Source organism: Accumulibacter sp., from assembly GCF_016789985.1.
Taxonomy (GTDB): Bacteria; Pseudomonadota; Gammaproteobacteria; order Burkholderiales; family Rhodocyclaceae; genus Accumulibacter.
Genome location: NZ_JAEUOL010000182.1, coordinates 1 through 10,743, shown reverse-complemented (window position 1 = coordinate 10,743; position 10,743 = coordinate 1). Strand labels below are relative to the sequence as shown.

Sequence of the window (10,743 nt, the reverse complement as noted above, 5' to 3'; positions counted from 1 at the left end):
GACATCATCTTCTTCTGGGTCGCACGCATGGTGATGATGACGCGGCACATCACCGGCCGGATCCCCTTCCGGCACGTTTACGTGCACGGCCTGATCCGCGACGCCGAAGGACAGAAGATGAGCAAGTCGAAGGGCAATGTGCTCGACCCGATCGATCTGATCGACGGCATCGGCCTCGACGCCCTGATCGAAAAGCGCACCACTGGCCTGATGAACCCCCGGCAGGCCGACCAGATCGAAAGACGTACGCGCAAGGAATTTCCGCAAGGTATCCCGCCCTTCGGCACCGACGCACTGCGCTTCACATTCCTCTCGCTGGCCAGCCCGGGACGCGACATCAAGTTCGACCTCAACCGTTGCGAGGGTTACCGCAATTTCTGCAACAAGCTGTGGAACGCCAGCCGCTTTGTCCTGATGCACACCGCCGGGCATGACCTGGGCCTGACCGCCTGCACGCCGGACGGCTGCAGTTCGGGACTCAGCTTTTCGTTTGCTGACCGTTGGATCGTCAGCCGGTTGCAGCGCACCGAAGCAGACCTTGCGCAACACTTCGCCGACTACCGCTTCGACCTCCTGGCGCGATCGCTCTACGAATTCGTCTGGGACGAATTCTGCGACTGGTATGTCGAATTGTCCAAGGTACAGTTGCAACAAGGGTCCGCGCAGCAAGTGCGCGCCACGCGCCGAACGCTGGCGCGCGTCCTGGAAGCGGTTCTGCGCCTGGCACACCCGCTGCTGCCCTTCATTACGGAGGAACTGTGGCAAGCGGTGGCACCCATTGCCGGCCGCAGGACGCATGACTCGGTGATGCTCGCAGCCTACCCGCAGGCACAGATCGGCAAGCTTGATCCGGCCAGCGAGGCCAGCGTGCAGCAATTGAAAGGACTGGCCTACGCCTGCCGCAACCTGCGTGGCGAGATGAATCTGTCACCGGCGCTGCGGGTGCCGCTGCTCGCCAGTGGCAATGGTTCGACACTGGCCGACTTCGCCCCCTATCTCAAGGCGCTCTGCAAGCTGTCGGAAATGCAGATCGTCGACGAGATCCCCGCCGACGCGAACGCACCAATCGCCGTGCTTGGCGATACCAAGTTGATGCTGCAGGTGCAGATCGATCTTGACGTCGAATGCGAACGCCTCGACAAGGAAATCGCCAGATTGACCGGCGAGATCGGCAAGGCACAGGCCAAACTGGCCAACGAGAACTTCGTTGCGCGCGCGCCGGAGGCGGTGGTCGAACAGGAAAGGAAGCGTCTCGACGGCTTCATCACCACACTCGAGAAACTCGAACCACAGCGCGCGCGCCTCAAGGGCAGCTAACCGAAAGCGCCGTTGGCTCTCGTCGCCGCAGCGCAGCCCGTGCGGCGTTCACCCGGCAAGGGATACCGGTACCAGACCACGCAGGGCATTGCCCAGGTACAAGCACGAGGCCTGGCGCAGGTCGGCAAGGCGCAATACCTGTTCAACAGCCCTGCCCCCTTCGAGCAAGTGCCGACGAAAGACCCCGGGCAGTAGACCACAATCCACCGGCGGAGTCAGCAATCGTCCGGCGCGCTCGACGAAAACATTACTGCGTGCCCCTTCGCACACCTCACCACGACCGTTGAGAAAGATCGCGTCGAAAACCTCCGGGCGTGCCGCCAAGGCGGCCAGTGCCCGATCGTAACGCGCCCGTGCCGTGGTCTTGTGTCGCAACAGGAAGTCATTGGCGGACAGAGCCTCACTGGCCAGCACTGCCGTCCGCGGCCCACCCGGCTGCTCGGCCAGCAGTGACGACGAGATACCATACCGACCGTCATGCGCCAGGGTCAGGCGAACCCGGAAGATCCCGCCCGGACGTTCGGCCGCTTCGCGTGCCAGCGCCGATGACAAGCTTGGCAGCGCACAGCTGAAGCCCAGGCTGTGTGCCGAAGCCTGTAGTCGCTGCAAGTGCAGGGGCAACAGCGGATAGCTGCCACCCTCCAGTCGCAAGGTCTCGACCAGTTCGAATCCAGGATCGAAGTCCGTCAGGAAGCGCGCTTTCAGCAGACACTCGGCGTACTCACGCGCCGCTTCGGCCTCGGCAACGATCCCGCTGCCAACGCCAAGCCGAGCCTGTCCCGCAGAACCAAGCTCGATGGTACGAATCGCCACATTGAAACGGCAGTCGCCGCTCGGCGCCACCCAGCCCAGCGCACCGGTGTACAGTCCGCGTGGCGCATCCTCGAGTTCGGTAATGCGCTGCATGGCACGTACCTTTGGTGCCCCGGTGATCGAACCACAGGGGAACAGCGCACCAAACAGGTCCGCCAGGCTCGCTCCCGGCAATTCTGCGGACACCGACGACACCAGTTGCCACAGTGTCGGATAAGCCTCCGCCTCGCACAATGCCTCCACCCGCACCTGGCCGGCCTGCGCCAGCCGCCCCAAGTCATTGCGCAGAAGATCAACGATCATGATGTTCTCGGCACGCTCCTTCGCCGATGACAACAGTGCCACGCGTTGCGCCTCATCTTCGGCCGGCGTCCTGCCGCGTTCTGCAGTGCCCTTCATCGGGCGCGTCAAGACGCGGCTGGCGCAACGCTCAAAAAACAGCTCGGGCGAGAAAGACAGGATGGTCTCTGCGCCGACGGCAAGGTAAGCACCGTAGCGGACCGGCTGCCGCTCGCGCAGCCGCTGGTAGAGTACCAGGGGATGACCGTATAGCCGAAAAGTCAGCGGGAAAGTGAGATTGATCTGGTAGCAGTCGCCGTCGGCGATCCAGCGACACACCTGCCCGACCTTCGCGGCGTGGCTCCGGGCATCGACCGCCGCACACAGCTCGCCAACGCCGGCCACCCGTTGATCTTCGGGAAGCGCAGCGACCCGGGCGGCCAGCCAGTTGTCCAGGGCCTGCGCATCAAGCCGTTCGGCACGCTCGAACACCCAGGCCCGCAGGAGCGCACGACTGGTGAGCACCGGGGCGGTGCGCAGACGGAAACAGCCGCCAAGCTCGTAATCGGCCGCCAACGCGACCCAGCGGCCAGCGGCCAGCTCGGCATCAAGCTTCGCGAACAGCGCACCCGGAGCGCCTGCGTCATCCAGATGATGAGTTCGACACCAGACACTGAACAGCAGGGCACCACCTTCGTCACGGTCAAACAGAGCGAAACGGCCATCGGCCGCAAGCGGCTCATTTCGACTCACGAGACGCCACCCGACGGAGCCTGCGCTTACTTGCGCCGAAGGTAGTATTCAAAGACCTTGTGCACCTCGACACTCGACAACAGCTCGTTGCCGGTCTGCCGGGCGAAGACCTCGAAATCCTTCAGCGACCCCGGATCGGTCGCCAGGATATGCAGCACCTGGCCAGGCGCCATCTCGGCAAGAGCTTTCTTGGTGCGCAGTATCGGTAGCGGGCAATTCAGCCCTTTGACGTCCAACTCTCGATCGAAGTGCATGGTCTGATCCATTACGAAGCTGAGCGCATATTCTAAACGCCATTCTTCTTCTGCTTCAGCTCCTCCACTTGCAGCTTGCGCAATTCGCGCAGACGAGCGTCCACCGCTGACTGTTCGAAGAAGCTTCCATCGTTGGCCTGTTGAGCGAATTGCAGTTGCTCGACGGCGGGCCCCAACTGGCCCTGCAAAAAGTAGAACTCGGCTTGTGCCCGATGTTGTTGCAGACGCCGGCCTGTTGCGGCGAAGGTTCTGGCTTGCAGCCCATACAGCCTGAAGTCCACAGGGTGAAGTTGCAGTTGAGAATCGAGGAAGAGCAGCGCCTGATCGTATTGCCTTCCGGCCAGCAGTGCTTCAGCATAACCATAGATCAACGAGGTGGACTGCGGGTAGCGCTGCAGAGCATCACGATAGATCGCGGTGGCTGCGGGCAGATCGCCGGCAGCAATCCGGATCGACGCCGCCAGACCGGCAAACATCGGCGATGACACCTTGAGCGCGTTCAATGCTTCGAACTCCCGCTGTGCAGCCATCACATCCTTCGCACGCAACAACGAGTAACTCAGGCCGTAGCGGGTCGCCGCCTCCGAAACATACTTCTTTTCGCGTAACTGCTTGCCGAACTCATTGACGCCTTCTTGCGGCGTTCCCATCTGGGCACGCAACTTGGCCCGTGCAAGGTGAAAGTCCAGGCTGTCGACCACCTGCCGGTACGGCGCCCCTTGCGCCCGGTTCTGCATGTCCGAGAGACGCTCGACGGTCAGCGGGTGCGAACGTAGATAAACCGGCGCATTGTTCTCATAAACCCGCCCCGCCTGCTGCAGCCGGCCAAAGAAGTCACCCATGCCACGCACATCATAGCCTGCCTGGCTGAGCGTCTGAAACCCGACACGATCTGCTTCACGTTCGAAATCACGGCTGTAGGCCAGTTGCGCCTGGATCGAGCCGGCCTGCGCCGAAGCGATCGCGGCGCTCGCCACCTGCGAGTTGGAACGGGCAGCGAGCACACCGATCGCCATCGCGATCATGGTGGCGATCGAGCTCTGCTTCTCCCGAGCGATGTGCCGCGCCAAATGATTCTGCAGCACATGCGAGATTTCGTGCGCCAGCACGCCGGCCAGCTCGGACTCCGACTGCGCGATGAGTACGGTACCAGTGTTCACCCCGATAAAACCACCAAACATCGCAAACGCGTTTACCGTATTGTCACGAATCAGGAAAAAATGGCAGTCGGCGCTGGGGTGCGCACTGGCAGCCACCAGGCGGTTGCCCAGACGATTGAGGTAATCCGACAGCTCCGGATCATCGACGTAACTCGGCTCACGCAAGCGAATTTCGTTGAGAATCCGTTCCCCGATCTTGCGTTCGAGCTGTGGCGACAACTCGGCACGTGCTGCTTCCCCCAAGTCGGGCAGCTCATCGGCCGCGCGCGCGGAGGAACTCCCGACAGCCGCCGCAACGGCCAGGCAAACAACGGTACGGAGCATCTTGGTCAACAGGGTCCTCGGTCGTGAGCGAAGGCGGATGGTGCTATGATATCCAATCTCGATCCCTCGAATTGTTACTAAGCGTTACCACCCCGTCCGGTCTTCACCCGCAGCCTCTCAGTTGATGCCATGCCCACCCAGCCGCTTACTCATTTCAACCAGCAAGGCCAGGCGCAAATGGTCGATGTCGGGGAGAAGGCGGAAACGGCGCGCCAGGCACGTGCCACCGGCAGCATCTCGATGCAACCCGAGACCCTGGCACTGATTGTGCGGGGATCAGCCAGCAAGGGTGACGTGCTGGGTGTCGCCCGCATCGCCGCCATACAGGGTGCCAAACGCACGTCTGATCTGATTCCCCTTTGTCACCCGCTCGCCTTGACCAAGGTGACGGTTGATTTTGCGATCGACCGCGCGGAAAACACCGTGCATTGCCTGGTGCAGACCGAATGTTTTGGTCGAACCGGCGTCGAGATGGAGGCACTCTGCGCAACCAGCATCGGCCTGCTGACCATCTACGACATGTGCAAGGCAGTTGATCGGGGGATGCGAATCGAGGGCGTCCACCTGCTGGAGAAACTCGGCGGCCAGTCCGGACACTGGAAAGCAACCTGAGCCCATGGCAAGCCCTGCCAGCGATTTCGACCCTTTGCGTCGACTCCTGCTCAAGGCAAGCAGCGCCAGCGTCGGCCTTGGCGGGCTACTGGCCACCGGGCTGCTTCAACCTTCCCGCGTTCTGGCTGCCGACTGGAACCGTCCTGCCTTCACCGCCACCAGCCTGACCGAGGCGATCAAGGCAGCCAGCGTAACAGGTTCGGTGGAAAGCGGCAGCATCGTCATCAAGACCGTCGAAATAGCCGAGAATGGCGCGCAAGTACCCCTGGAGGTGATCAGCAACCTGCCGGACAGCCAGAACATCAGTATCTTTGTCGAGAAGAATCCGATGCCGCTGGCGGCCAGCCTGAACTTCGGAAAAGCGGCCCTGGCGCGCGTTCGCCTGCAACTCAAGATGGCCGAATCGTCGCGCATACGTGTCGTGGTGAGGGCGGCTGACGGCAAAACCTATCATGCCAGCCGGGAAGTCAAGGTGACGATCGGCGGCTGCGGCGGCTGAAGCAGGGAATACCGAAACCGGAAATGGCAGAAGCAATCAAGATCCGCGCCACGCTACAGGGAGACATCGCCGAGATTCGTGTCCTCATGCCGCACCCGATGGAAACCGGTCAGCGCAAGGACCCCGAGAACGGCAAGCCGATCGCGCAGCACTTCATACAGACGTTCTCGCTCAGTGCCAACGGGAACCCGTTGGTCAACGGGCAACTGAACACCTCGATTGCCCGCAATCCGCTCTTCACTTTCTACGCCAGTGGCCTGAAGGCCGGCGACCGGCTTGCCATGGAATGGTCCGACAGCAAGGGTGAACAACGTCGCGACGAGGTGGTGATCGCCGCCGCCTAGCCTCACCCAGAAGCGCCGGATGGCTTGACGGAGCCGAAAAAAAACCCGCCGGAGGCGGGTCCCTGTTGCACACCCGAAAAAATCAAGCGCGCGAGATGTTCGATGCTTGCTTGCCCTTGGGGCCCTGCGTCACGTCGAAGGAAACCTTCTCGCCCTCTTTGAGGGTCTTGAACCCACCCATGGTGATCGCCGAAAAATGAGCGAAGAGATCTTCGCTGCCATCATCCGGAGTAATGAAGCCGAAACCTTTGGCGTCATTGAACCACTTCACTGTACCAGTTGCCATATTGCCACTTCCTTGAAAAAAGACTAAATCCGGGCAATGCCCGACTTGCATGCTTCTAATTCAACAACAGCTGGAAAGGTATTGCTGAGACGCAGAACCACCCCCCACTGGCATGGACTAAGAGCATGCAGGCTTTTTACGCTAAACAAGGCAGGGGCGTCAAGCGTTTTCGCTACCTGCCACCCACCAAGCGCTCTTTGGCTCCCGTAAATTGGCTGGAGCCGGTATTGCGCATCCGCAAGGACTGGTTAGAATTCACCTATGGCAACGAAGCATCAAGATGGCTCCCTACTCGAAACGAAGCGCGCGCAACTCGCACCACCACCACTCTACAAGGTGATGTTGTTGAACGACGATTTCACACCAATGGATTTTGTGATCGCGGTTCTCCAGAAGTTCTTTGCAATGGGTCGAGAACAGGCAACACGCATCATGCTCAAGGTGCACACAGAAGGCCGTGGTGTCTGTGGAGTTTACCCGCGCGATGTCGCTGCCACCAAGGTAGAACAGGTCACAAGCTTCGCACGCAGCAACCAGCATCCGCTGGCGTGCGTAATGGAGGAAAACTGAATGATTGCGCAGGAACTTGAAGTCAGCTTGCACATGGCGTTTGTCGAAGCGCGTCAGAAACGCCATGAGTTCATCACCGTCGAACACCTCCTGCTGGCACTGCTCGACAACCCCTCTGCAGCCGAAGCTCTGCGCGCCTGTGGCGCCAGCATCGAACAACTGCGCAAGGACCTGACCCGCTTCATCGCCGAACACACCCCCACCGTCGCCGGTGACGACGAGATCGATACGCAACCGACCCTGGGTTTCCAGCGGGTGATTCAGCGCGCCATCCTGCACGTTCAGTCTTCCGGACGCAAGGAAGTGAATGGCGCCAACGTCCTGGTGGCAATCTTCGGCGAGAAAGACTCGCACGCCGTTTACTATCTGCAGAAGCAGGGAGTCACTCGCCTTGATGTGGTCAATTTCATCTCGCACGGAATCAGCAAGGTGCCGCAGAACACGCCGCGCAGCGAACCGGAGGGCGAAGCCGAAAGCGAGCCGCAGACAGTGGCTGGTCCGCTCGACAGCTACACCATCAATCTCAACGCACTCGCGCTGCAGGGCAGGATCGACCCGCTCATCGGCCGCGAACGTGAGCTGGAACGGGTAATCCAGACTCTCTGTCGGCGTCGCAAGAACAATCCTCTGCTGGTCGGTGAAGCGGGGGTCGGCAAGACCGCCATTGCCGAGGGGCTGGCACGCAGGATCGTCGAATGCGACGTCCCCGAGATTCTGGCCAAGGCAAATGTCTACTGCCTCGACATGGGCTCATTGCTTGCCGGAACCAAGTACCGCGGAGACTTCGAGCAGCGCCTCAAGGGTGTACTGAAGCAGTTGAGCGAAAATCCGCAGGCAGTCCTGTTCATCGATGAGATCCACACCCTGATCGGCGCCGGATCGGCTTCCGGCGGTACACTCGATGCCTCGAACCTGCTTAAACCGGCCTTGTCTACCGGCCAGTTGAAATGCATCGGCGCCACAACCTATACCGAGTATCGGGGCATTTTTGAAAAGGATCACGCGCTATCGCGGCGTTTCCAGAAGATCGATGTCAATGAGCCGTCGAGCGCCGAAACCGTCGAGATCCTCAAGGGCCTCAAGTCGCGCTTCGAGTCGCATCATGGCATCAAGTACTCCGCGGCAGCCTTGACCTCGGCCGTCGAACTTTCGGTCCGCTTCATCACCGACCGTCACCTGCCCGACAAGGCAATCGATGTCATCGACGAAGCCGGAGCAGCACAGCGAATCCTGCCTAAATCCAAGCAGAAGAAGCTGATCGGCAAGATCGACATCGAGGAGATCGTTGCCAAGATCGCGCGCATCCCGTCGACCCACGTTTCCTCCGACGACCGCAACAACCTGCGCAACCTCGACCGTGACCTGAAAGCAGTGGTCTTCGGACAGGATGCCGCGATCGATGCGCTCGCCAAAGCGATCAAGATGGCACGCTCGGGTCTGGGCAATCCCACCAAGCCGATCGGCAGCTTCCTCTTTTCGGGTCCGACCGGGGTGGGCAAAACGGAAGTGGCCAAGCAGCTTGCGTACTGTCTCGGTAACGAACTGGTGCGCTTCGACATGTCGGAATACATGGAGCGGCACGCCGTATCGCGCCTGATCGGCGCACCACCGGGCTACGTCGGATTCGATCAAGGCGGTCTGCTGACGGAAGCCATCACCAAGAAACCGTACAGCGTGTTGCTGCTCGACGAGATCGAGAAGGCCCATCCGGACATTTACAACATCCTCCTGCAAGTGATGGACCACGGCACCCTGACCGACAACAACGGGCGCAAGGCGGATTTCCGCAATGTGGTGATCATCATGACCACCAACGCCGGACAGGAAGCTATCCAGAAAGCGACAATGGGCTTTACCCCGTCGCGCCAGGCCGGTGACGAAATGGCCGAAATCAAGCGGATCTTTACCCCCGAGTTCCGCAACCGGCTTGATGCCACCATTTCCTTCCGGGCGCTCGACCACGAGGTCATCCTGCGCGTGGTAGACAAGTTCCTGATGCAACTTGAAGCGCAATTGCACGAGAAGAAAGTCGAAGCGGTGTTCACCACGGCACTGAAGGAACATCTCGCCAGCAAAGGCTTTGACCCGCTGATGGGTGCCCGACCGATGGCGCGCCTGATTCAGGACACGATTCGCGCTTCACTGGCCGATGAACTGCTCTTCGGCCGTCTGGCCAACGGTGGACATGTCACCGTCGATCTGGACGAAAACAGGAATGTGCGGCTGGTCTTCGAAGAAGAGCCGGCGGTCCTTGCCTGAGTAGTCCCCATGTCAACCGCCCTGCCGCAGGCATGGCTCATCGTACACCTCGAACAGCGAGGCCAGCACCATGAGTTTCAAGACACCCGACTTGCTCGACAAGCACGAAGCCAGAATCCAGGACGGCCGGGTCCGCGTCGTCACACCGATGTTCCAGAGTTACGGAGGGCGCACTGCGTTCAGCGGGCAGATCGTCACGCTGAAACTGTTCGAGGACAACTCGCTGGTACGTGAGGCACTTGTCGAGGACGGTCGTGGCAAGGTACTGGTTATCGATGGCGGGGGCTCACTGCGCTGCGCACTGGTTGGCGATCAACTGGCAATCCTGGCACACAGGAACACTTGGGAAGGGATCGTCGTCTACGGTTGCATCCGCGATTCGGACGACATAAGCCGTATCGACCTCGGCCTGCGCGCGCTCAATACGCACCCGCTGAAAAGCATCAAGAAAGGTATCGGCGAACGCGATGTAGCGGTGACTTTCGGTGGCGTCACCTTCCGCAACGGCGAGTGGATCTACGCTGACAACGATGGAGTCGTGGTCAGTGATCAGGCGCTCGACTGAAATGGGAGATGAACTGTGAACACAGCCATTGACCTGCTCAAAGCCATTCGAACCGGCCGTCTGCAGGAGGTCAAGGCAGTCCTCGATGCGGGCGCCCCCGTCGAGTTCCTGGATGGTCGCGGAGATCCGGGCCTGCCGCTCGGGGTTGCATGCTTCATGGGCTATGCCGATATCGTGCGCGAGTTGGTCCGCCGTGGAGCCAAAGTCAATACCCTGGACAACACACAACCGACATCGCCTTTGTCGATGGCCATTCGCGGCAATCGCACCGAGGTTGTCAAGACCTTGATCGAACTCGGTGCGAAGTTACCCGCCGGCATGAAGACCGGACTAAGCGAGCAGGAAATAATGATTGCACGCTGGCGCGGGCAGCAGTACGGTGCGACGACCATTGCGCAGGCGACCGAAGCCGCCCCAGACGCACAGCCGGTCTTTGAGGAAATCGAAATGGTTCGCTGCTATGGAACGGATACCTCGGTGCTCGATGCCGATATGATCCGCGCAGCACGAGAGATGGATAAAAAGTACAAATAACGAAAACCTGAGGCCACACGAAGCAGAGGTGGCGCCGGAATTTCGGACAGCAGGATAGGTGGTAGTCTTGCCCATTGGACGGCTGCGGAAGCAGCCCCAACAGGAGCGAGAGCATGACGAGAAGGACGAGGCGGAAGCACACGCCGGCATTCAAGGCGCAGGTGGCGCTGAAGA

The 10,743-nt window shown here is 60.5% G+C and carries 12 protein-coding genes; 8 read left to right on the top strand and 4 right to left on the bottom strand.

The features are described from left to right. A partial coding sequence (locus JNK99_RS10875; protein ID WP_291852715.1) for a class I tRNA ligase family protein occupies window positions 1-1,317 on the top strand: 1,317 nt, incomplete at its 5' end. Between the two features lie 48 nt (window positions 1,318-1,365). Here JNK99_RS10875 and pabB read toward each other — a convergent pair. Genes pabB through JNK99_RS10860 form a run of 3 tightly spaced genes read right to left on the bottom strand, consistent with a single transcriptional unit; the run spans window position 1,366 to window position 4,900 of the window. Beyond that, the gene (pabB, locus tag JNK99_RS10870; RefSeq protein ID WP_291852710.1) at window positions 1,366-3,162 is read right to left on the bottom strand and encodes an aminodeoxychorismate synthase component I; all 1,797 of its coding nucleotides are present in this window, start codon (window positions 3,160-3,162) and stop codon (window positions 1,366-1,368) included. A 26-nt stretch (window positions 3,163-3,188) separates the two neighbouring features. Then, window positions 3,189-3,416 carry a sulfurtransferase TusA family protein gene (locus JNK99_RS10865; RefSeq protein WP_291852706.1) on the bottom strand — a complete coding sequence of 76 codons (228 nt, stop codon included), beginning with the start codon at window positions 3,414-3,416 and terminating at the stop codon, window positions 3,189-3,191. A 32-nt stretch (window positions 3,417-3,448) separates the two neighbouring features. Beyond that, the gene (locus tag JNK99_RS10860; protein ID WP_366518754.1) at window positions 3,449-4,900 is read right to left on the bottom strand and encodes a M48 family metalloprotease; all 1,452 of its coding nucleotides are present in this window, start codon (window positions 4,898-4,900) and stop codon (window positions 3,449-3,451) included. Window positions 4,901-5,029: 129 nt separating this feature from the next. On the opposite strand from JNK99_RS10860, the gene moaC reads away from it, so the two are divergent. The 3 genes from moaC to soxZ are packed head-to-tail and all read left to right on the top strand — an operon-like array spanning window position 5,030 to window position 6,355. Next, window positions 5,030-5,512 (top strand): cyclic pyranopterin monophosphate synthase MoaC, encoded by a 483-nt coding sequence (gene moaC, locus JNK99_RS10855; RefSeq protein WP_291852698.1) that lies wholly within the window; start codon window positions 5,030-5,032, stop codon window positions 5,510-5,512. A 4-nt stretch (window positions 5,513-5,516) separates the two neighbouring features. Next, window positions 5,517-6,011 (top strand): thiosulfate oxidation carrier protein SoxY, encoded by a 495-nt coding sequence (soxY, locus tag JNK99_RS10850; RefSeq protein ID WP_291852695.1) that lies wholly within the window; start codon window positions 5,517-5,519, stop codon window positions 6,009-6,011. Between the two features lie 23 nt (window positions 6,012-6,034). Continuing rightward, window positions 6,035-6,355: a thiosulfate oxidation carrier complex protein SoxZ gene (soxZ, locus tag JNK99_RS10845; protein WP_291852691.1), complete on the top strand. Its 321-nt coding sequence runs from the start codon at window positions 6,035-6,037 to the stop codon at window positions 6,353-6,355. Between the two features lie 82 nt (window positions 6,356-6,437). Here the strand turns inward: soxZ and JNK99_RS10840 are convergent, their stop codons facing one another. Beyond that, complete coding sequence (locus JNK99_RS10840) at window positions 6,438-6,641, bottom strand: cold-shock protein (protein WP_015768464.1); 204 nt, start codon at window positions 6,639-6,641, stop codon at window positions 6,438-6,440. A 261-nt stretch (window positions 6,642-6,902) separates the two neighbouring features. Between JNK99_RS10840 and clpS the strand changes: the two genes are divergently transcribed. The 4 genes from clpS to JNK99_RS10820 all read left to right on the top strand — a co-directional run bounded on the left by clpS (window position 6,903) and on the right by JNK99_RS10820 (window position 10,569). Continuing rightward, complete coding sequence (gene clpS / locus JNK99_RS10835; RefSeq protein WP_291852688.1) at window positions 6,903-7,211, top strand: ATP-dependent Clp protease adapter ClpS; 309 nt, start codon at window positions 6,903-6,905, stop codon at window positions 7,209-7,211. After that, window positions 7,212-9,470: an ATP-dependent Clp protease ATP-binding subunit ClpA gene (gene clpA, locus JNK99_RS10830; protein WP_291852686.1), complete on the top strand. Its 2,259-nt coding sequence runs from the start codon at window positions 7,212-7,214 to the stop codon at window positions 9,468-9,470. Between the two features lie 70 nt (window positions 9,471-9,540). Further along, window positions 9,541-10,035 carry a ribonuclease E activity regulator RraA gene (gene rraA / locus JNK99_RS10825; RefSeq protein WP_291852683.1) on the top strand — a complete coding sequence of 165 codons (495 nt, stop codon included), beginning with the start codon at window positions 9,541-9,543 and terminating at the stop codon, window positions 10,033-10,035. A gap of 15 nt (window positions 10,036-10,050) precedes the next feature. Further along, window positions 10,051-10,569, top strand: a complete 519-nt coding sequence (locus JNK99_RS10820; protein ID WP_291852680.1) for an ankyrin repeat domain-containing protein — start codon at window positions 10,051-10,053, stop codon at window positions 10,567-10,569. The last annotated feature ends 174 nt before the right edge of the window (window positions 10,570-10,743 follow it).

Bases quoted from the DNA above. Each gene is read 5' to 3' on its own strand.
- JNK99_RS10865 (WP_291852706.1), bottom strand. From the start codon at position 3,416: ATGCACTTCGATCGAGAGTTGGACGTCAAAGGGCTGAATTGCCCGCTA.
- JNK99_RS10860 (WP_366518754.1), bottom strand. From the start codon at position 4,900: ATGCTCCGTACCGTTGTTTGCCTGGCCGTTGCGGCGGCTGTCGGGAGT.
- moaC (WP_291852698.1), top strand. From the start codon at position 5,030: ATGCCCACCCAGCCGCTTACTCATTTCAACCAGCAAGGCCAGGCGCAA.
- soxY (WP_291852695.1), top strand. From the start codon at position 5,517: ATGGCAAGCCCTGCCAGCGATTTCGACCCTTTGCGTCGACTCCTGCTC.
- soxZ (WP_291852691.1), top strand. From the start codon at position 6,035: ATGGCAGAAGCAATCAAGATCCGCGCCACGCTACAGGGAGACATCGCC.
- JNK99_RS10840 (WP_015768464.1), bottom strand. From the start codon at position 6,641: ATGGCAACTGGTACAGTGAAGTGGTTCAATGACGCCAAAGGTTTCGGC.
- clpS (WP_291852688.1), top strand. From the start codon at position 6,903: ATGGCAACGAAGCATCAAGATGGCTCCCTACTCGAAACGAAGCGCGCG.
- clpA (WP_291852686.1), top strand. From the start codon at position 7,212: ATGATTGCGCAGGAACTTGAAGTCAGCTTGCACATGGCGTTTGTCGAA.
- rraA (WP_291852683.1), top strand. From the start codon at position 9,541: ATGAGTTTCAAGACACCCGACTTGCTCGACAAGCACGAAGCCAGAATC.